Raw genomic sequence first — 25,399 nt, 5'->3', positions numbered from 1 at the left:
TCGTTTTAACCGTGCCACAATGTCTCTTAATGGCTTTATTCTGGGTGCCATTCCGGCACCATACGCCATAGGCATTCTGCGTCAAAAAATCATTATTTTTCATATAGTTTAGACTAGTTTAAATCCGATGATTCTATCATCGGATTTGCTGTTATGGGGTCGTCATACATATACGCATAGGCGTATGGCCAGATCAGATTGCAACGGTGTAATTAAGATTAAATACCTGTATATATTGCATTTTTCTAATTTAAAAAAAAGAAAAAATATCAATTTTTTTGCGGCCATTAACTTTTTTTTAACGAGGTGTCCCGTAACTTCAGAACTGAGGGAGTGTGTGAAACTCAAACTCGGATTGTCCAACGGAGTTATTTATGACGAATTCAGATCGCTATTCACCTGATGATTATAATACTGATCAGATTGACGAAGATATCGTCGAGCATCAGGGCACAGTAAAAGCCAAGGCCAAAAAAACCAAGGCGGGAACCAAGCCCGTAGCTGGCAAGCGTAAATCGCCTAACGCGGCTAAGCGCAAGCCAAAGGCGTCCTCGTCTGGCACTGTCGCCGCCCGCGCAAGGCGGATGGATAGCGATACGGATAGCAAGCAGGACAGACAGAAAGCCGGGGCAAACACCACGGCTAAATCTGTTAAGGCAAAGACTGCCGTAAAAAAGCCTGCCGTTAAGGTGGCAGCTAAAAAAACCGCAACCAACCGCGCCACGACAAACCGTGCCCAGACAAACCGTGCCCAGACAAACCGTGCCCAGACAAACCGTGCCCAGACAAACCGTGCCCAGACAAACCGTGTTGGTAAAACCGCTTTGTCGAAGGAAACAGTGATGAAGGCGCTGGCGCAACAGGAACTGGTCGCAAATAGCTCCGCACGGCGTGAAGCGCTTAAAGGCATGTCATCAAAAGGCGCGCCGTTGAAAAAAGATGCCGCGAAAAAAGGTGCTGAAGCGGCGGGTACCGGCATTGTCTGGACATTGCTGGGTATTGGCCTTGCCGCCTGTGCGGGTGGCACGTCCTATGTCGATAGGCCGGTAACTAAGGAAGTGCCGGGTGATCCTGTGGGCGATCCTACGAACTTGCCTGGTACAAAAGGTGCTAGTGGCTCAGCGGACCCCGCAGAGCTAGCTGAAGTCAAGAGCACGCTTACCGAAACGCAAAAAGCGCTTGCAAATGTGCTTGGCAATACGGGTCAGGTATCAAAGGGTCTGCCGCGTGGAGCAAAAATCTATTTGTTGGATAAGGATGGAAACCGTGTGCCTTTGCTTGATAGCGATGGCAACCAGATTGTCACCGATGTGAATGGTCAGTTTAATATTTCCAACCTGACTCCGGCACAGCGTGTGCAACTTGCGACCTATGGCTATGAGGCTGATTTGACAGGCTCAGTTGATGCGATGACAGGCGAGATTTATACGGGTGGCTCCGTACGTTCTATACCAGGTCAGTCAGCTACATTTTCTTCGCCTCTGACAACATTATTGGATAGCGTGAATTCTAGCGCTCGACAGGATGTTCTTGATCTTCTGTTTCCGGATTCGGGTGTCACAATCAATGATATCCTGACGCATTTGAATTATCGGTTAGTGCCAGAAGCTATGATGGATGGTTTTGACGCAAAATCAAATATCATTGAAAAAATAGCAATTCGCGTTATGGCGACTTTGGAACGGTTTGTCAGCGAAGATTCGACACCTAACAGATCATCGGCTGAAAAGGCCAGCGAGGCTATTAAAAAGCTTGTAAATGAGATCAATAAGGTCATCGATAACAACAAGAATGATAATAATCCAAAGCAGACGCTGGATGATGTTGTCGGTTTGAAATCCGAATCCGAAGTTCAACATCAGATAGAGCAGGCAGAAAATTATGGTGGTGGTCGCCCATCGGCCGCGCCAAATAATAACCTATCCACGAATGAAGACACGTCGCGGGAAATTTCGCTATCTGATTTGGGTTTTTCTGATTCGGAATTGAACGAGGAATTTGGCGCGATCACTTTTACCACGCTGAATGGCACTCTGACATTCAACGTGGTAGATGGCATAGCTTCATTTACATATAATAACAACACCATAAACGCAGGGCAAGAAAATGTAGCGGTCGTAGCAGGTCAGAAAATTAACATCGCCTGGATAAAGGGTGGTGTCTTCACCTACACCCCTAGCAACAACCAAAGCGGTGATGCGCAACTGACCTACCGGGTTGAGGCCAAGGAAAAAGGCCAAGCCTATAATTCTGATAGTCCTGTTGATGAAGACCCGAACAATGCCGGTACAAATTTGCAATCCGCACCAGTGACGATGACCATTACGGTCAATCCGGTGAATGACACCCCGACAGATACCGCATTATCAGGTGTTGCTGTGCTAAGGGCTATTCAGGGTGTGATCACCGCAAAAGATACATTGGACGACGCGCTGGCAGATGGTGCCTTTGCTACGGCACAGGCGGCCTTGCAAAAGGCGCTGGATGCGCTGATCGATCTGAATATTGGCGGTCGTCCGGTTAGTGAGGTCAGCCAGGGTCAGGGTGACAAGAATAAAATCGCCGAATTCATCAACGCGACAAAGGCGCTGATCGTAGCGGGCACCACCGCAGGTGATGAGGCCGCGGATAAAGCCGCTTATGACGTCTTCCGAGCGGCAGCAACCGCGCGTACAGATGATGATGCGGCCATAACAAACGATGGTGCCTTTACCACTCTTGCCACTGAGACGAGGGCGCTTAAAGTCGCCGAGGTATATCGTGTTGCTGACGGTGTTGTCCATCTGGGCGGTAATCCGGGCGGTAATTTGACATCAACGGATGTAGAGGATGCAGGTCTTGAACGTTTGTCTGCACTTAATGCGGCCAAAAAAGCGATTGATGCTTTGCCGGCAAATCTAGCTGATTCAAATGCCGCCCTGACCGCATTTGAAGCATTTCATAACGCGCTGTCTGCGGTAAAAGCGGCGACAAATCTTGGCTATATGGATGATCTGGTGGCCAAGGCCGATGCCGTGCTGGCCGCACTAGATACAGCCTATGATGCAACTGGTCTGGCCGATGAACGGGCAGATGTTGTCGCCAAATTGACCGACGCCAAAACGTTCTTTTCTACCCCGGCAACGGCCAATCCGGCCATTATGAAGCTGGTTGTTGATGTTGATGATGCCTTTGCCATGCTGAAAAGTGCCGATGCCACAAATATTGTCGCGCGGCTAAAGGCGTTTGCTGATGCGCTGGGCAAACTTGATGCGGGTGATGGAAATGCCGCGCAATCGGCGGCTGTTATTGCGGCGGCAACAACCATGCTTCAGGAATTATTTGATCCGGCGCATACAAATACGGCGCGGGGGGGTTACAATGATGCGTTGGAAACGCTGATTAATGCGCAAACGGATGTTAATGAGGCAATACCGCCTTTCACCATTGGTGGTACCCCCGATGGCGCACTGTTTAGGGCGGTACTGGTCAAGATAGGTAACGGTGCCGACAATGATGCCGCTACATTGCTTGACAATGTCTATCAATGGCAACTGGTTCTGACGGGGGATGCTAAACCTGTTGGCGCAACCTATAAAATCATTGTCACCTACAATGATGCCGATGGCGGCTCATATCCGGAAACCTACGTTCTGGTGCAGGACGTATCGCAAACCGGCCTGTATTTAACGCCCACTAGCGGTAATACGCGCGAATATTCCGGCCAGCATGATGTGCTGAATCCGAATGCGGGCGGCCCGACACTGGCTGAAGGGCAGGATCGCGGTGCTAACCGACAGGCGGATAACATCGCCGCTGGTCAACCCAATGACGTGAATAGCGATACTTTCTCCTTTACAGGCGGTCTGCCTGTTGGTGGTGATCTGCAGGTCAATGGCACGTTTATTGAGGTACCGCGGGCGGAGAACGCGCCCGTTGATGCAACGCCAGTGACCATAGTCTTTGCGGAAAAGGATGATGCAGGTTCAGCCGCTATTATCGACGTAAATGGCCGGGAAATTACGATCACGCTATGGGTTGGTGCAACTGCTCTTGAGGTGAAAACAGCACTTGATAAACTCTTTGGGGCTAATGATGAGCCTGTTCCAGCTTCGGATGGATCTGATGATCAAGGAGCGGCCAAACTAGCCGCCGAAACCATAAATGCCCAGCGAGCTGCGTTAAAAGCCATCTTATCGTTGGATGGTGGCATTACATTTACAGTTGACCAAAATGGAACCGCAGGCATTGAAAGTGCCGATAGTGATAATATTACCATTACCTTGGCAGGTACAAATGTTGCTGCCAATGATGTTACTGCCATTGAAGCGGCAAAAACCAATCTGGACGCTTTGCTTAAAGCGCGCAACCCTGACAAAGCCACCGAAACCATCACCATCGGCGCGGGTGAAATCACGCTGGCTGATGGTACCAAAATGTCTTTTGCCGAAACCGTGGTGACAATCGCCACGGATGATAACGGCGATGGTACGATAGAGGCCGGTGAACGCCCTGCCATGACCATCTATGTCATTCAGGACGGCACGCGTGATGATGGCACCGGCACACAGGTACCTAACTGGGTTGTCAAGGCCATCGCCACAGCCAATATCGGCAACGTTCAAGGCACCCATTATGTCATTGGCACCGTTGCCGCCGATGGCACCTACAGCCCGAACATGGCCGCGCCAACCACCAGCTGGACAGTGCATGAGGACGGTTTGGAACCTGAGGATTTCAACACCACTCCGACGGACTCTAATGAGGTGGATGATACGCTTGCGATCTCCTATGAATATGCGCTGGCGCCGAAAAGCGACAGCAACAATAATGATGAATTTCACCTTTTGGAACGGGGCGGCCAGCACGGTATTGGCGAGAGCGTATCTGCAAAGCAGACGCTGACGCATGTTGGCCGGACAACACCTGATTATGAAGGTGCTGACCCGACGCGTACGGTCGAATTGACCCGTACGACGATCGAAACCCGCCTGCATGAAGCGAATTTCAATGGCTTTAAAGATGTTCAGGTCGATGGTGTCGACAATTCCGGCGATGATGACGCCACAAATGACGCCACCTTCAGCTATGCGGCTACTGACGGCGGTGATGCCAAAAATCTGATCACCGTTTCGGTGACACCTGCCGCCGCACCTGATCCGGTTACGTTTGTTTTTGCGCATACTGGTGATAATGGCACAGATCCAGTGGTTTCGATAAATGGCCGTGAAATCACTGTCACATTTGCGGCTGATGCCTCGGTTGCCGATGTATTTACCTATTTGAATGGAGCATTCAAGGAAAACACGGATGTTGTTGCACTGGTCGATATTGCCAAGTTGAGTTTTGTCTCGGAAATTGATGCTGACATCAATAATGCCAACGCCGTGGCCGCAACCGATGCAGACGGCAATGTTGTTATAACTATTACATCTCCGGGCGATACACTTCCCAACCTTAAAACAGCGTTGGACAAGGCGGCCATAGACGAAGAATTTACCAAATTGACGTTGCAGCAACCAACCCTTGCAGAGCAAGTTTATAATATTGATGCGGGTGTGATCTATCTGCCTGCGATCACCAAGGATGGGACGGTTGTGTCCACTGACGTGCGCATTACCTTTGCGGCGAAAACCTTCACCAATTTCACCTTCACTGACGATGACGTCACGCCTGAGAATATGGCAACGTTGGCCGCCGCCAGAACCGTTGCAGAATTTGGCTCCAAACTTACTGCAATTAGAGGTGCAGGACAAACCTACACCGATCTTGTACAAGGGACAAAAGACCTTCTTGACGCCCTTGAAACAGCCTGGATTGCATTCGGAACCAGGGGTGAAAACCGAGCCGACCTGCAAACGGCCATTGACAATCTCAAAGCGGTAGATACGGATGACGAAGTAACTACACCAGCAGAAGCTGCACGCGCTTTTGCGGGGGTTCCGGCATTAATCGCCGCTGTCGAAACTGTGCTTGGCACTGTAGCCGATATGGGCACGGTCGCTGACGAGCGTGTGGCACTTACCATCTATGTCTCGCAGGATGAAGACGGTACATGGTCTGCCAAGGCCACCCCGGATATTGGCGATCTGGCGGGGACGACATATTATGTCATCGGCACCGTTGCCGCCGATGGCACCGTGACGATGAATGGTGCAGGTACTGCCGCAGATGTTGACGGGCAGGTTCTAACCTATACTGTCACCACCCCGATGCCGGGTACCATCAAACATGTTATCAATACCCGCAATGTCGATGACAATGATGCCGTATTCCAGGCCGAAAACGGGTTCCGCACGCCGAATGAACAAGACGCCGCTGATGCCCGCAAAAATGTCGGCGCGGCAGATGCCTTTACTGGTCGGCATCTCGTGCAAAAGGACGGTGACGCGACGAATAAGGGCGCCGGAAACACGGACAGCTTTGCTTATGATGCCAGTCTGTTTGATTCAACACAGACACCTGCGGTTACGGGCACGGTAGCTGGTGATGATCTCACGCTTGTTATTGAGATTGGCGGAGGCAAACTCTATTCCGGTGATGGCAAAACCGAAAATACAATCGCTGATACTGATGTGACGCTGAATCACGCTACTTTGGATGCGCTGGCGGTTGGGGATCATAAATTTAAGCTGGTAGCTGATAGGAGCGACGATACGGTAAAAAGCATTGCTGACACTGCGGTTTTGACCGCTGACCAGTTTGTTTTGGCTACCTTCACGATTACGCGCAGTGACAATGGCACCGATCAGGATCTGGATGATGATACATTTACCGTAACATTGACCCCCAATGAAACAGGTGAAGCGGTGGCAACGCCTGGCCAGCGTCAAGTCGCAAAGGGTCTGACGGGTGAACCTGCCGCCGATTTTGTCATCAAGGACTTGCCTGCCAACACCGAAATCGACGAACAGGCAACAGGTACCGCGGCACAGAAAAGCTTTACCCTTGTCGCCACCGATGCCGATAATGTCGCGGGGCGCAATCCGAATGCGCGCCTGCCAATCGCGACCAAGACCGAGATTATCACCTATGAACTTACTGCCGATACGGCAAATATTGATAATGAATATGCCTCGATTGACCGCAATAGCGGCGTGCTGACCTTTGATGCGGGTGTGTTCGATTATGAAAATGAACGTGCGCGCGAGGATGTAGGCGGTAAATATTTCCTGATTCAGGTCAAGGCGACCTCAACGTCCAGTTTGCCAAATGCGCGTGCCCCGCAAACCACGACCAAGACATTCAAAATCTATGTCCAACAGGCGAATGAGGCACCAACCGATCTGCGTATCGATGATGGTATCGAACTTGCTGATCTGGTGACGGCGGTGAATGACGCCTATCAAACGCTGATCGATAATGACGCAGGTTCTGTCGCAGCCACCGATGCGGCAAATATCGCCGCCCGCCTTACAGCGCTAACCAATGCCCTGACAGCTTTGAAAAACGCCTATGATAATGGTGATGCTGCGGCAAAAGCGGTGCTTCTACAGGGGGTTTTGGCGGCGGATTATAATGCCCTTGTCACTGCCGCACAGGCATTGCTGGATCACATTAATGCTGAAGTCACTGCGGGTACGCCTGCCACCCCTGCCGAAAAACTGACGGCGCTGAATATTGCCGCCGGTGAGAATAATGACATCACCCCGCTGAAACTGGCCTTTACCAACGCGGTAATGGGCATGCAGGGGCGCGAGGCACGCCTGACCATTGAGGCGGGTTACGAAGACAACCCTGTCAGGCTTGCCCTCGGCACGATAACCGTTTCGGACATTGACGCGGGTGATACGCATGAATTCACCATTGGCGGGCCGCTTGGTGATCTGTTCACCGTGGAAACGGATGAGGGCACGGGCATTCATACGCTGGTTTATATTGGCGGTACGGCTGGTCTGCCGCGGCTGGCGGATTTCATTGGTGGCCGCTTTACCTTGCCGATCACGGTTAGTGATGCGCGCGGTGAAACACATGAAGTCGATTTCAGCATCGTTTACGAGACGGCATTCGTCACCACGCCTGCATTGCCTGCGGTGGCTGATGGCGATGGTAATGGGCCTGATATAGCGGTGCCTGTTGCTGCGCCTGAAAAACTGAAATCGGGTGAAACCAAAGCCCAGAACGAACCGGTGGTTCAGGGGGGAACACCGGTGCCGCAGACCATTGGCGGCCTGTTTGAAAATGCGGATGGTTCTGGAACACCCATCGTCATTGGTGCGGTCAGCCTCGCGGGCGTGCCACTCTCGAAAATCAAAGGCGTCGAGGTCACAAACGCGGATGGCACGGCTAACAATGATTACGAGGTCATGCAGGGTAGGGTCGATGTGAATGGTACCTTCACTGCTGATGACACCACTGGGCAGTGGTGGCTTCTGTATAAAGGCTCTGGTGCGCCGGATTACGATGCCGCCACCACGCCAAATGTGGCACCGGAAGGTACGCCGGGAATCGCCGCCCAGGCGCGGAAACTGGCGGCCGATCTGAACCTGACCTTCACCGTCGATGACGGGGGCCGGAAGATTGTCTTTACCGGCCAGACCGGGGTTCAGGCCGATGGTGATGCCGGAAATGCCGATGCCCGCACATTCAGCTATAGCGGCGGTGCGGTGACGGTGAATACCAGTAAGGCGGCACAGGCCGGAGCAGATACGATCGGTGTTACGGACGCCGATGGATTCAACGTTGGTGCCGTTCGCTTGATTATCGTTTTGGACGCCAGCCAACAGCCCATTGCTACAGCAGTTCACTCCACTCCACAAGAGGGTACAACGATAACCGTAACGATCAACGCAAATCGTGTGAACCTGTCTGATGTGATTGATGCGATCGATGGCCTGACCGCGCAACAGAAAACGCCCTTGACTGGTGGCGGAGTCACGAAGGCCGATCTCACAACTGCAATCAAGACTCCTGCTGACAACACGGTGCAGTCCGGCGCAGGCACCTCTGCTGAATTGACGGTGTCGGTGGCCGCGGTGACCTTTTATACCGCCAGTGGCGAAAAGGTCGAATTGAATGCCACGACGCTGGGTACTGGTCAGACCGGCTATGAAGCCTATGTCCCCGCAGCGGGCGATGTCGTTTATGCCATTAAGGACGAAAATGGTGGCTGGGTGCTGAAACTGGGGCAAATACCTGACGGTGGCGAATTCTATGTACTTACCGAAGGGTTAACGCCCGGTACCACTGCCACCGGCACCGCAACCCGCAACACCGAGGGTGGCACGGCGGTCGATGACGGTACGCTAAATCTGCCGTCACAGGTCAAACTTCCCTATGTCGTGCCGCTGAAAAATCTGGATGACGAGGAACCAGCCTTTGATCAGGCTGATGATGGCGTGACGCTGGTGTCCGACCTGCAGAATTTCAAGCTGGCGACCACAGATGCTGAAGTGAATGCCGCACAGGTAAAGGATGGCATCTTCACGCTTACGATCAATGGTGTGGAATGGACTGTTACAATCGCAACTGGTAACGCACCGATAATAATGGGGGTAGCGGCTGACCCAAGTGCTAATCCGGCTACGGCGGCTGTTAACACCCTCACCATCACGTTGCCTGCTGATGCGGGTCATACGGTTACAAGCCTGATTACCGCCATTCATGGATTGACTGTGCCGCAGCTAGAGCGGCTGGGTCTTACCAAAAACACTTCCGAGCAAGATGACACGCAGATCAAACAGACTGTTCAGGAAATATTCACAGCGCTTAATCCGTTACTGGAATCCGGCACGCATTATGACGAATATGTGCGTGATGACAGCAACAACAAGATCGTTGAAAACAGCAATCCGGTTGGTGAGTCCGAGGTCACTGCGCCAGAGGATGCAACAATCACCTCCAGCACCAATGAAACGCCAGTTAATTCTGCCGATGCCACCGTCAAATATAAGGGCGGCGGGTATGTGGACGGTGCCAGCACAGGCATTATCGTACAGGGTGCAAAGGATGCCGATGGTGATGCGATTGTCTATCGTCTAAAAGCCATTGATCCTGCCAAACCTGATGAAAACGATAATGCGCTTGTCACACTGGCGGTGGTGAATGGCAAATTGACCATCGTCTTCAAGACCGGTGGCCCGGATTTTGAATCCGTCCGCAATGGCCGTACAGATGGCAATTATGTCTTTGTTGTCGAGGCGGCATCGACATCCGAGCTGGGCGATGATCCGGCTGACCGTTCCAGCCGCGCTGGTGAGCAAATAGCCACCCAGACCTATCACTATAATGTCAATGACAGCGATGAAGCACCTTGGAATGTCGATATTTCCTCAACCGGTATCGGTAATGATGGCACTGTCGGTACGCTGACTGCCACAAACGACAACGGCGAGGGTACTGGCTTTGCCGTCAAGGCAGGCGGCGTGATGCTGACCCTTGCCGATGGCCGTGAAATCGCCGTGCAAAGTGCGACCCTGCCGGATGGGACAGAGGTACCGATTGCCGACCTTTTCTTTGTCGAGTCAAGCAATAACAATGGTGTAGTAACCTATACGCTAAAGTTCAAGGGCGGTATCGGCACTGACATACCCCCAGGCGGCGTCAATCTTGTTGGCGGCACACTGACGCTTGCCGACGGGACAACGCATATCTTGGCGCGTGGCGACAGCTTCAAGGTCACGGTCACGGCGACTGATACCGGCCAGCTGAGTGGTGCTGGCACCAGTGATGGCGGCAATTTGTCAAAGGACACCGACTTCACCATCGTCAACGGCACGGTGATACTGGTCGCGAATGCAACCGTCAAGGACGCCTACAGAACTTACAATGACAGCAACAAGGGTGATCTGCTCGCCCATATCGCGCTGAAAAATGTATTCAGCGAAGCCAAGGTCGAGCAAGGTGAATTTTCCGGCCAGGTCGGCGTGAACGAGAACCATACAGGTGTTCTGGCCTTCCCGGACGGAAGGTTTCAGGGAGGATTGGCAAAGTCTTCTGAACAACCGGCGAACAGCATGCTGGTATTTGTCGGCATACTGAAATCGACGACTGACGCGGAACATTTCTGGCTTGTCGACCATGGCGATGACCACATCAACAGCAGGTTTGAAATCAGGGTGGTAGGTTTGTCGCCTGCGGCCGGTACACCACCGCAAGATTATGAAAAATATTACGTCCTGTTCCTGAAGAACGGCGAGGACGCCCGCAATTTTGAGGCAGGTTATGTCCATGATCTCGATATCGGCTATGGCAGTGCCGCACCGACCAATATGGGGAATGAAACCAACTTTACCGGCTGGCAATTTGTTGATGCTGACGGTACGGCTGGTGGCGCGCGCTTCGCCTTCACCAAGGCGACATGGGATGGCATTGCCCAGCCGGATGCGGATACCAACGCGCCGACGGCGGTCTATGCGGCAGAGGAGTTAAAGATTCCAGCCGTCGAGGATGATCCATTGACCCCTGACGTTGACGAATCCGTGGAAACACCCGCAAGCCTTCTTATTACCATCCATCATAATGGCGGTACATTCTATCACGCGGGGCAAGTGAATGGTCATAACTCTGCTTCGGGCACGGCGGCAACGGCCACACTTACATTGACAGCGGCAGACCTTGCCCATGAAGACTTTGATGAAGTCGGTGAAACGCTGACATTATATCTGGTGCATAATCACACCGGTAATGATCTCCCCGATAACATTATTGCGTTGGTCAAAGCTGTTGGTGCTGATCAATATCGCTTTGCCGAGGTCACAGTCACGCGTGGTGAGAACGACGGCGAAGGCAACCCCACATTCACCGTGACCTCGATCACCCGCGCCACTGGCGAATTTGTGAATGGCGGCCGGGTAAAAACCATCGCCGATGATGCCACGGTGGGTTCGGAAACCTATCAGGTGCGCCCGGTCGATGTGAACGAGGCACCCGATAATCTGCGTATCCTCAGCCAGACGGTGGACGCCACGTCTGGCCAGCCGACATCTCAAATCGCGCTGGACTGGACAGATCCGACAACGGCGATCAATATCGGCGGTAATACCGATGCTGATGATGATGTCCTCGAAGGCCTGAAAGATGGTGTGATCTGGCGTTATGGTGATGCCAATACCGATCCGGACAATACCAACCCCAATGTCGGCCAGCCGCTCTACTTCATGGTGCCGGTAAATGGCAAGCTGGCCTTGCCTGATACAGGTGCTGCTACGGGTGATGCCGCCATTATCATAATATATGTTGCACAGGGTGCTAATCCTGCCGTGCCTGACCTGCCTGAAAATGGCTGGAGCCTTCATGCCATGACGAAAACAGCGTGGGATGCGCTCAGTGCTGATGTTAGGGAGGCTTACTATCAGGTCGGCACAGTCAGCGGGCCTACAGCACTGGATAGTGCTGGTAACGCCGCTCGTACCTTTACCCCGGCCGCGCAGGTGGCCAGTGTCACCGCAACGGTGGACGAGAGTAGCGAGAATAGTAGCGACAGTGCCAATCTGTCATCTGTCATCCTGACCGCGGCGCATCTGCGTAGCTCGGATGAGGACGGTATTAACACTGAGAGCAATACCCCCACGTCTCCGTCCAATATCGTCTATATCATCACCGGTTATCAGGATGCCAATTACCACCAGACAAACAGCCAGACCGCCGATGATGACCGCAATGTCAAAATGGGCTGGATCGAACGTTTCGATGGCACCAACTGGGTTAAGCTCGATATCGGCACGGCCACCTCTAAAACCGACGCCTCCTTTACTCAGGCCGATGTCAATGCGGGTAATGTACGCTTTGTCTCTTCGGGGGCGGACCAGAAGCCCGGCACCAATGCCTTCACCGCGACATTCACCTATGTCGTACGTGACAACCGCGATACCGAGGCCGAACGCAAAATCAGCCCCGAACAGACCGCAACGGTGAATATCACCAACGTCAATGACGCGCCAATGGTTGATAATGTGAAATCACACAGCTTCACTTTCACCAATGGTGGCACCAATTACACCATAAAGGTGGTTGGCGATGCGGCGAATGATGCGGCGGTGAAATCTGTTGTTGCTGGCACGACGATCACGATCCATGTGTTGGGCGGTGAATCTGTTGATCAAATCCTTGATGCATTGTTCAAGACGACAGGTGAATCGCATGGTGCCCAGATCAACGGTCTGCTTGGCCTTGCCGACAAGGCGGCGGTGATCGCGGCGGATGATCGCAATGTGAATACCGACCTGATTGACGGCATCAGGGCGGCGATGCGCGCGCTGGATGGCAACGCGCCGCAGAAAACCGCCACCGATGACGAGCGTACCTTTGCCGAAAATGTGCCGCAGGAAACGGTGAATATTGACCCAAGCGCGGCGGTGAACGGCATCGTACCCGGTAATGATACCAGCCAGGGTGGCATCACACTGACACATAAAATGTTCGGTATCGTCGATGTGGATACGCCAGCTGATCAGGTTAAAATCAAACTGGATATGGCCAATATTGACCAGCGCCAGCTGCTAAAGCGGGATTACACGGCGCAAACCAATAGCGAAGTAACGCGTGAAGCTGATACCGGCCTGCCATCAGCAGGTGAAGTGTTACTCAAATCATCTGACGGAAAAGCTGGTCGTATTTTGGTAAAAACCACCAGCACAGGCGCGGCTACTGACTGGAAAATTCTTGTCGCAACACCTGCCGAAGGAACCGATCTTGAGGCTTGGCAGACTGACCATTTCACGCTGAAACAGCTTCAGGATGGCCATGTTGTATTCCTGCATGAAATCAGCCATGAAGAGGCAAAAATTATCCTGCGGTTGCTTAGCATCACTGATGGTGAGGATACCATAACCTTCACGCCACCGGCATCTGATGCGCAACAGAATGAAAAGGATGCCTTTGCGGAAACAGCCGAAGTTGAACTGATTGTCACCGAGGAAAATGACGCGCCCAACGCAACAGGCACGAATTCAGTGCCACTCAACGAATTGATTGAAGGCGACAATCTGGTTTTGAATACGGATTTAATAGGTGCCGAAGACTATGACAAGGCTGATGGTGCCGCTGAAATCAGATATGTAATTACCGACCTGTCCGGATTTATTGTGGATGGGCGCATTCAGGCGGTGCTTGAGCGTAATGTTGGCAATGATCAGCCGGGCGCGGATCCGTCTGGATGGCGGATTATTGAAATCGGCCATGCCGATGCCAGCTTCACGCTCGCTGACCTTGCGGCTGGTAACATCCGCCTGCGTCACCTTGGCGAACACGCTGTTGGTGATAAGGGCACGCTGACATTCGGCTACACGATTGACGATAACGCTGACGGTGTTGGTCGCGATACTGATACACCGCCGATAGCCAAGACAGCTACCATTGTCATCACGCCGGAAAATGACAGGCCGAGCAATATCTCGACAGATAGGAATTCAATTAAGGTACAAGGCGCGGCTGAGGATGCGTCTGGTTACCTAAAAACGGCTGTGACCTTTAGCGTCGGTGATGTTGTACCCGCCGTATTTGCCCTCGTTGAAAGCACATTTGAGGCTTTAAGCAAAGCTGACTCTGACGGTTTTGCAGCGGCACTTCTGGCCTTTACTAATGCGGTAAATGCATTACCAGCCAGCACGCTGAAAACAGCGGCGCAGGCTGTTGTAGATGGTGGTGGCACTCATGCGGCCTTCAATAATAACAATCTCTTGGCTGAAAAAGCGCTATTGTGGCAAGAAATCTATACGCGGGTAAAAGGCGACGATGAAGAAAACAGCGAAGCTGGCGTTGCTACAACCTATAAATTTTACTTTGTTACGGATGATAGTTCTTTTGGGGATCATGTCTACTTCACATTAGATGAAAATACCGGCGTGATGACCTTTAAATCACGTGAGGATATTGTTAGTCAGGGATTGCAGCTTAAGGGTGAGGGTGAAGAGTACAAAGTTAAAATTCGCGTGGTTGATACCAGTACCCCGGCAAGCTCAGCCGAAGAGGAGGTTACAGGCCGGTTCCCAGTTGTTGGCGATCCAGACACCCCAAATGCGGACAATGTATTTGAACAGACATTCCAGTTTGCTGTTCGTAACTTTGATTATGACTGGGATTACACAGGCACTGCCGATATTGACTATGATGACCGGCCAAAGGCTGTTGAATATCAGGCCGATGACTATGCGCCAGCCGATGGCAAACAGACAGGCAGACAGAAAGTGGGCGAATTCACCGTTGTTCTGGAAAAGGGATATGCCTATTTCTCAGGTGATATATTCACGGCGATTAATCCGGTTGATGTGCCGTGGGGTACGATCACGGTTGAAAAAAGTACTGAGCGCGGTGAGGGCAATAAATTTATTGTCTATTTCACGCCAAAACCTAACCACCCCGATTTGATTGCTCTGGCTAAGGATGGCGACAAACATATCGAGGACTATTCGATTAAGGTTAATGTCGAACCAGCGGGTTTGACTGATAAAGTGACAGGCAAGCAGGTTGTGTACACGACCAATGTACTTGTCAAGGTCACTTTCGCCGGTGTCAACGAAGCACCATCAGTTGATATCCCACCTGTTAACGAGGTAGTGGATTATCATGGTGCGGTTCAGGAAGCCTGGACTGAAGCTGAATTCACCGCTGCGGCTGAAGCGGCAAATGCTCGCAAGCAAGGCACCACGGTAGAAGCAGAAAAAGCATTGATCGTGGCTCAACGCACAACAGAAGAAATTGCCGAAGGTACCTGGAATTTCAGCGATGATGATATCGGTTCACGGATCAGTAATCTTTATGCAGGCACCATTAATAATCAGGCAAATTTGAACAACAGTAATCTGGTGGATACGAATCCCGCCAATGATGCCGATAGAAGCCGCGGATTTGATATTAATGGAACATACGGCACCTTGACCTTGTATGAAGATGGCACATGGAAATATACGGCTGACGCCACCAAAACCCAGCAGATACGTGCTGGTGAGGTTAAAGACGATAAGTTCTATCTGCAGGTAGAGGATGAATTTCAAGCACGCTCTGTCATCAAGGAACTTGTGATCAAAATTACTGGAACAAATGATGTCCCCACATTGACCTTTACGCCTGACATAAATCATGCCAGCACCGGTCAGCCGCAACGAGAAAGTGGCGAGACCTCGTACACGGCGGTTCGTCATGGTTCAACCAATATTATATCTACTACCAAGGCAGATGAGTTTGTCCTGCAAGAAGACCAAAAAAGCGAAGATGGACGGGTTGAGAACGACAATAACAGCGTCACGGGCACTTGGAATGTTACCGATGCGGATAATTATGATGCGGGGGCAACCAAGCTGACGATCCTTGTTAATGGCAATAATAAGATTACTCTGCCTGATAATCAGGATATCAATGTACCGGCAAAGGCGGCACCTGGTGGTGCAACGTCTGGTGTGAATGGTGGTCCTGGTGGTACTGTTCTGGATGATAGTAATGCCGCCGAATTAGGCCGTTATACCGCGAATTACGGTGACATTATTTTCTACAAAGATGGCAAGTGGAAATATGTTCTGACGCATGAGGCCGATAAAATTGCCAAAGACGAGGTTGTCACTGAAACGCTCAATATCCGTATTCAGGATGAAGATGGCGGCAGCAGTGCCACCAAAACCATCAAAATCAAGGTGGTGGGATCAAATGATACGCCGCACGGTATTTCAACACGGACGCATGTGGAAAATGCACCAATGGTGGCGGGCGTATCATTGGTCGAGACCGTGCTGGACAGCCTTGGCGAACTGCGTATCACGATGGGAACCGCCAGTCTCGCAGATGATATTATTGTCCGCGCTGACGGTACCTTGGTTCTACCGAACAAAATTTCCTATGGCGCTAGCGCAGGTGGCACCGAAACTCTACCTGATGGTGTAGCTCGTCCGGCTTATGTTGCCTTCAATGGCGGCAAACTGACATTGACCGATATCACCAGCAATAAGCTGACGGGCACTGCTGAAAGTCAGGCAGATCCGAAATTCACTTTGGTGCGTGAGGCGAATGGCGAGGTAAAAATCACTTTCCAGTCGACTACGGACATTAATGGTGACGGCACTGTTGACGCGAATGATATGGTCACCATTGTTGTACGGGCACCGACAACAGAAGTTGACACCAACGGGCCGGATGGTCGACCAAATGGTGAGGATGATGTGGCCAATGAGGGTATCATCATCGGGAATGTCCTCGAGGCGGGTGCCCGCTACCGTGATGATGGGCGATTGCGTGACGAAACCGATCCGTCTGCGGCATCGGCAAACAAGGCACTTGATGGCATCAACACGGTGCGGGGAACCTTTGATGGTATGGATGTTGATCTTGTCGACACAGATGGTGGAACAGCCGCCGCCGACCTGCACACCTTCGTCATCAAAAATTCAGACCGGCTGGCTCCTACGTCGATCATTCCTCTTTTCGGCTATAATGCTGCTGTCAGGGTTGCAATGGCGGGCAATCCTGACGCCGATATCGATCTGACAGGCGATTATGCGGCAAAACTGACAGATGCCAAGGCTGCCTTGCCGGTCGATACTGCCGGAAACCGGGCTTTGCACCAGAATCTGCTTCAATATATCACGGATATTGAAACTCTGGTCACCGCACTGGATACCGCCCAGAGCGGTTGGGACACGGCTAATAAGCTAGCTAATACAGTTGTCAGCAAGACCTTCAGAATGAACAAATTCGGTAATGATTTTGCCCGCATTAAAGCTCAAATTCTGACGCGCATCGCTGCGTTTGAAGCCTATATTACCGTGCTGGCAAGAGATGCCGAAGCTGATGGGTTGTTGCCGCTGGTGAGGGATCCGGGCGGCACGTTACCGCATCCGGATCGCGTCAGTAATGATGCGAACGGTAACAATAACCCGCTTAAAGATGCCGATGTCAAAACGGTGAAAAAGGGTGTCTATGGCTGGCTTTACCTCAACAAGCATTCGGGGGAATGGGAATATGTTCTGGATAATGCCGATATTGATACCCAGGCACTTGATGGGGCGCTTGCTGCACGTGATTCAAATAGGGATGGTGACACCGAGGATGGGAATGAATGGGCTGCGCGTGAGGCCGATGTCGTCTATGATGAATTCACCATCATCGTGACCGATGAAGAGGGCGCGGCTGTCGAGAAAAAGGTTCGTGTCCGCGTCACAGGTGAAAATGATGCGCCAGTAATGTATCACGAGCATGACGGCCTAGGTGATGATGACCGGACGGCTCTCGAGGCGGGTATCGCTAGAGGCAATGCCGCCGTTCTGGCACAAACAGCCTCAGGAAAGTTTGGTTTCTATGATCATGATGGTGTCGATGGTGCACAGCTGACAAACTACCGTGTGTCGGCATTGGGTCAACCGCATCAAAAAACAGACATAAATAAACACTTTACCTTTGAGATAGCGAGTAGAATTCCTCTAGATGATATTATTGGTGGGGATGCAGACGAGAACCCAGAAAATGCAGCCGCTGCCGCTGGCGAGTCGGCTGGTGAGCAGCTTGCGGTCTCGGATCTACAATGGCTCAAGGGTGAAACAGGCACAGGAAATAACCTTGCTTTCAGGGGCAAATATGGTGTTCTTGTTATCCAAAGTAATGGCACCTGGGATTATTATTTGTTTGGCGCGCATGAAGGTGACAGCCAGCTGGGCAATAATGGCGTCACCCAGACCGAGGTTGATCGTGTCAATAAGATCAGCCAGGATGTAACACGCCAAGACCATTTTGCGATCCGCGTATATGATCAAACTGGTCTTAAGTCGAATATCATCCATCTGACGATTAATATTTCAGGCACCAACGATCAGCCCGACATCCTTATCCCACCATCTTTCTATACGGGGGTACTGACCAATGACGTAAAGTCCGGCCTGTCATTCAGTCAACAAAACGGTGCTGATACCCCAGTTACTGTTACACTACAGAACGAAGTGAGATTTGATCTGGAGATGCTGGATGGCACGGTTCGGACAATGTCGTTCAACAAGAGTTATAATTACAACTCACTTTACACGGGCAAGTTTAATTATCTTGGTAAATTTTTAGGGACGCAAGCTTCGGTGATGGATGATCATCCTAGATACAGCATAGTGCTGGAGGTGATTTTGAATGCCGATGATTATTCGGTGGCTAACATTAATGTTGCGTTGATTGTTCGCAAAAATGAAGACCCTCTCGTCATCCCGAAAGGTATGAAGCCTCTATCAACCGACATATCGAAATTGCGGGCATTTGTTTTCATTAGGGATGTTGCGGGAGCAGATGCTTTTGATGCTGGTCAGTTTGTCGAAGGCCGGATTGAGGGTTTCTTGCCTGCAGACGGTCCGTTTTCGAATGTTCGTGAGGATACAGAAGCAACCGAGTCTGGCGACACAAAGGGTGTCAACAGCGCTGGTGATGGCTTTCCCGGCCAGCAGGTGTCAGTTGTCAATGAGGGTGATTTGGCCTTCGTGAATGACTTTGCCGGTCACAGTTCTGGTTCGCCCGACTCGGGCACTAAAGTCAACGCCTATGGCTATTTTGTGGTGGTGGATGGTGATTCCGTCGATAACACAGCCAATCTGGGGCTAAAGGGATGGTCGGTAACGGCTGGCGGAAGCGTTGCTAATGCCGCTGTCATGCGTGATCCGGCTACGCTTGTTACTGCCGCAAGCGGCGGAAACCCGAAGGTATTGAGCCCGGACTCCGATCCCACCAACAACACGCTGTTCATCGCGGGTAAATATGGTGTCATCACGCTGGCATGGGACGCTGGCTATACCGGTGACGATTCCACCGATGGCGGCGGGCGCTGGAAATGGACTTATGTGTTGGCGAATGGGCCAACCCCATCGGGTAACATAACCCAGGCGATGATCACCGCGCTGCGTGAGCTGAACGGCTATAACATTGCCGACGCCAATTCGAAGGCGAATGAGGTATTCAAATTTATCGTTACCGATTCCGAAGGTGCGACCAGGGAACAGAGTGTCACCATCAAGGTTCGCGGGTCGAATGACGCGCCGGTGATCTCCGACACGACCACGAACGCCGCCTATGACGCCACCGCCGATCAGGGCGATCTGGCAGGTGTCGGTGTGACTGAGGCTGGCGGGCTGAACAACGGAAAGGGTGTGGACGGTATCGATGGCACTGGGGATGATGTTGCTTCCGACAAGGGCACGACCGCGACAGGCACCCTGTCCTTCACCGACGACGATGCCGAGCATGACGCAACCGCTGGCGACAAGAGTGCCGATTTCGACTTCCTTGTCAGAAGTCTTCTCAGCAACAATGACGGAAGGTCAAACGGCAAGGGCAGCAAGGCTGATCCGGCTAGCGAGAAGTTAAACGGAAGTGATGTAGGCTTTGTCGTGAATCCCACTGGCAACGAGCTGTCTGGCGTCTATGGCTATTTCAGTATCAATGAGGCAACAGGCGCCTGGACCTACACGCTGGAACAGGGTCGTGCGGCGACGCAGGCGCTGAATGATGACGAAAAAGCCTATGAGAAATTCGCCATCCGCATCCGCGATGACGAGGGCGGCGTGTCAAAAACCGCCTATATCAAAATCACCATCACGGGTGATAATGATAACCCGACAGCGGTGAATAATTTTGAACAGGAAAGCGGTGCTGATAATAATTCAGTAACCGAGGCTGGCCATGTTAATGCCGCCATTGGTGCGGCGCCATCGACGGTGAATGCTGGTGATAATGCCGCCGCGGGTACCTTTACCATAGGTGATGACGATGCCGAAAATGACGCTGCAAATCTGGGTGTCTCTATCGTGTCAACAACGCGTACGGCTGATGGCGTAACCGATGCTGATGGCGGCGGCAATGATGTTCGCACCGTGGTGGCGCGCTATGCCAAAAAGGTGGCACCTAACGCTGCCGACAATGCCGATAACCAGCCGGATAGCGCTAACGCCGATGTCGCCGAAGGGTTAGAGATTAAAGGCCTCTATGGTACTTTGACCTATAATCTGAGCGATCACAGCTGGTCATATGTGCTGGAAAATAGCTGGGACAGTGTAAAGGAACTTAATGCGAACCAGCCCGTCACCGATGTCTTCACCTTCACCTTCACCGATGCACGCGGGGCTCAAGTTAATGTTCCGGTCACCATCAACATCACCGGCACCAATGACCGGCCGGTGATCAGCGCTGTGACGCATGCTGATGGCGTCGGTGGTTCGGTGGTCAGCGAAAAAGGCGGTATTGCTAATGCATCCAATGGCACCGATGATGGCCTGACCGCAACTGGCCGCCTGACCGTGACCGATGATGACGCTGGTGATGACCCATCGCAGATGGCACGTGATTTCACCTTTACCGCGGCCAGTGCCACAACTGTTAATGGCTCCGTGGCGGATAATAATGTTACCGCGGCAGATGACAATCCGGCTGATAATGCGTTCACCGCCAATGCTGACAAGGACAATTATTCGGTTGCTGGTCAATTCGGTACCTTGCAAATCCGTGCAGATGGCACCTGGACATATACCGTTGATCAAGCCAATCAATATGTGCAGTGGCTGGATGTGGGCGATACCCTTTCCGAACGTTTTGCCGTGCGGGTCTGGGATGGCGAGGCGCTGTCGGATGAAGTCTACATCACCGTCACCATCAACGGCGCGAATGACGCGCCTGTCATTCAATCCATTGATAATGGTGTCGACACCGAAGGGGCTGATGCTACGCCCGCCGCCCACATTAATGGCCGGATCAGAATCAGCGATGTCGATGGTGATGATGATCCCTCAAACCTGTTTGATAATGGCTTCAGCGTAAAGGCGTCGGTGGTTAGTTCAACCACAGGCACTGCTTTGGCTGGCGGCACCGACGGGGATAAAGGAACTGGCACCTCTGGGACTGTTGTGGCAAATCCAGCTGTAGGAAGTCTGCATGATGGCAAGGGGAGAATGGACTATCGTGAGTACGACTTAACGCATGGCACCCTCTTTATCTATCAGGATGGCAGCTATCGCTTCGACATTAAGGATGACAACGCCGAGGTAAACGGCCTTGACGCTGGCCAGTCCATCGTCAAGACTATCACCCTTGTGGTGAATGATGGCACCGATGACAGCGCGCCGGTCAATTTCACCATCACCATCAATGGCGCGAATGACAAACCAACGGGTGGTGACAAGACAAAGACTGTTGCCGAGGATAACGGTGCCGTTGGCGGGACATCCGTGTTCTTTACCGAAGCTGATTTTACTGGTGGTAGTGGCGCACCATTTAGCGATGTGGATGGGCATAGCTTTGATGGTATTAAAATCACTGGCCTTCCAACTAAAGGCACATTGTCATTCACGCGCAATGGTTCTGATACAGTTGTGACCAACGGCATGACATTGACACTTACGGAACTTGCCACCCTGATTTTCAAACCTGTGGCAAATGAAAATGGTAATGGTTATGCGACATTTACCTATCAGCTGAAAGATAGCGGTACTGATAACAATCTCAGTGCCGAAGAACACACCATGACCATCAATGTAACGGTGGTGGATGATCCCGGCACGCTCTCGGCCACTTCTTTGACCAAGAATACCCAGGCGCTCAATCAGGATGAGGTGCTTGCCACATTCGTGATCACCGATGTTGACACTGACTATACTACGAATGCCTCCCTGATTTCACTCTCCGACAGCACGCGCTTCACGCATGAGGTGGCGCGGGGGGAGCAAAACAACACCTATGTTGTTACCGTGAAATGGGCAGCCAACCAGAAGCCGAACTTCAACGATAACGGGAATAATCAATATGATCTGACAGTTAATATCACCGGTGCGCCGAATTACACGCTGACTGTGAATGTGCAAGTTTCAAAGCCCGAATTTGTCAACAACCAAGGTACCCCCGCCACCAGCGACGATACGGTGATCACCACCGCGATCGTCAATAAGGGCGAACTGCTTGCCGACGGTCAGGAAATCTACACCGCCAATGCGCGTCAGTCGGGATCGACTTCGGCTAACCAGAAACCGGTGGACACCAATATCCGCTACGCCTTCGTGACGGACAGTGGCACGACGGCGACAACGATACAGGTTGAGGGCGTCAATTTCACGATTGATGCGGCGACTGGCCGGATCACCAAGACTGGTGGCACTTTTGCGAACCAGGACACCTCTAACCCGGACAGCAGCCTCGAACTGACGATCCGCGCGACGGACAGCGAGGAAGACAACACGCACAGCGAAATGGTGCTGACGGTGAACATCACCAACGAGGATGAACGTCCGACGGCGTTCACCGTCACGCCGACCACGACCGGTGCCAAGGACAAGGCCGGCACCACCGCAGATGTCCGCTTTGACGAGACTTTTGATGACGCCGGTTGGGTGACGGTGGCGACCTTTGCTTTCACCGACCCCGACAATCCGGCGCAGGGAACAAATAATATGGCGGCGAGGATTGCCAGCTCGCCATCAGGCCAGTTAGGCACGGCCGAGGTGCGTATCCAGGGCAACGAAATCCAGATGCGGGGTGTCAATGTCGGTGGGGTTGACAGCGATCAGAAATTCGAGATCACCCTGACGCCATCGACGACGGGGGCGGGTGACGAGTTGCAGCCTCAGACCCTGACCGTCGCGGTCGACGGGGTGGGGACGCCGGCGGCCGTGCGCCCTAACTTCAGGGCAACAAGCACTGATTTTGGAGGTTTTTGGGAGCGATTTAAAATTCAGGATAGCAAAGGTACGTTCCTTGATTTCAGGGACGCGCCCGCTCAGGAGATCACCCATATTTACGTCCATACTGCGCCGGCTTCAAACTGGGGCAGTAGCTCCGGATTGAAGGAATGGTCGGCCGATTACCCAGAAACAAGCAGACAAAGGCAGGTCAACGACGGAACAAATATGTCGTTCAACATAACCTTTGATAATGGAAAGAGCTGGTCACAAGTGATGACCGCCACTATTGCCACGGGCGGAAATGGTAATTTTGTACCTCTGGTGCTAACGCATGACGGGTTTGTCGATACAGCGCCATCCTCCCCCACTGACAAGGCAGAGATGCAAGGATATGATCTGATTTCCGACATCTTCACCGTTGACACGACCGCCGGTAACAGGGAGCAGGCCGACGTGATCACCAAATTCGAGGATGGGCGCGACAAGGTGAAATTCTCTACCGCCGACGGCGACATTGCCAGCAACAGTAATACGGTTTCGTGGAAGTCCGTTGCCGATACAACCGATCCAACAAAGAACGACATCACAATCTATGCCGGCAATGCGGAGGATGCGAACAAGATCCTCGCTGTGATCGAGAATTTTGACGGTAACTTTGATGCGAATGACTTTGAAACGCTGACCGGCGTGACCTTTGCCCCCGCCCAACAATCGCCTGCCCCCGGCGGTTCTCAGCCCCCGGCGGGCCCGCAACTGAGTGACTTCACTCCGGTCGATGGCAAGAGTACAGATGGTTCTATTCCCGGAGTTCCTAGCCCACAATTTCTAACTGGAACCGGGAGCCGTGAATTGTTCCTGATCGACGATGATGGAACCGTCGAAATTACTGCTGATGTTGTGACGAACTTCACACAAAGCAAAGCCGCGCAAGGGGGTAATCCGGCGGTCCTTGGTGACATGCTGCGCTTCATTCATGATGACGCGGCGGCCGACACGACAGCCAAAACCCTCTTTACGCAATTGCAGAATATGGATGAGGGATCCACCAATAACGATCTGTACATATTTGCGGAGCAGGGTAACCCCAACTCGGTTCTTGCCATCCTGCAGGATGTCGGCACCGACTTCGTGCTGACAGATGACGATGTCTGGGAGAACGCGACGATTCGGTTATTCACAGCCATTGGAGAATTCAATCAGATAGATGGTGCCACTGATTCTACGCTACCCTACCCGCAAGATTTAACTGGCACGTCAAGTAAGGATCTGTTTCTGATTGATGATAGGCCAACAGCTGAAAATGGCGCCGTTGATATGCCCCGCAATTTTTCACGTAGCGACGGTGACATGCTACGCTTCAAACAAGATGGTGCTGTAGCAGATAGCACCGAGATAACACTTTATGTAAGGCTGATAGAACGGTTTGGTAGTGGTGTGAACGATCTCGCAATTTACGATAGACAAGGAGACACCAGTTCAGCCCTTGCTGTGTTACGGGATGTCGGCACCGACTTTGTGCTGACAGATGATGATGTCTGGGAAGATGCCACGATCGAAGACTTCACGCCCACGGTTCTATAGAAATTTGCTCTCGAAACTTACTTTAGGGGGGCGGGGTGCACGATCTCTGCCCCCCGCCTGGTCATCTCTGGCGGGGGTTTATCTTTGGCGCGCGAGCATGAAGCCAAAATGTTTCACGTGAAACATTTCGTGAACAAAACCAAATCTACATTTTTCGATGAATGCCGGCTATGTGTTTTGGCGTCATAATTGCCGATCACTGTGATATGCATGCCCCGTAGGGGCTATACCCGAATTCTGTCAGGCCGGTTACGTGAAAAAGTATTATAACTTTTATATTAATT

Annotated in this window: 1 protein-coding gene; it reads left to right on the top strand. The window is 52.0% G+C overall.

From position 1 onward, the window contains the following. Positions 1 to 374: 374 nt before the first annotated feature. On the top strand, positions 375 to 25,115 hold the full coding sequence (locus SAR116_RS06250; protein WP_041860804.1) for a VCBS domain-containing protein: 24,741 nt from the start codon (positions 375 to 377) through the stop codon (positions 25,113 to 25,115). The last annotated feature ends 284 nt before the right edge of the window (positions 25,116 to 25,399 follow it).

The sequence above is a fragment of the Candidatus Puniceispirillum marinum IMCC1322 genome (assembly GCF_000024465.1).
GTDB classification, from domain to species: Bacteria; Pseudomonadota; Alphaproteobacteria; order Puniceispirillales; family Puniceispirillaceae; genus Puniceispirillum; species Puniceispirillum marinum.
Note: the sequence above shows the minus strand (reverse complement) of the source record. Positions and strands in the feature narration are given on the sequence as shown.

Excerpts from the sequence above, each read along its gene's own strand:
- SAR116_RS06250 (WP_041860804.1), top strand. The coding sequence starts at position 375 with ATGACGAATTCAGATCGCTATTCACCTGATGATTATAATACTGATCAG.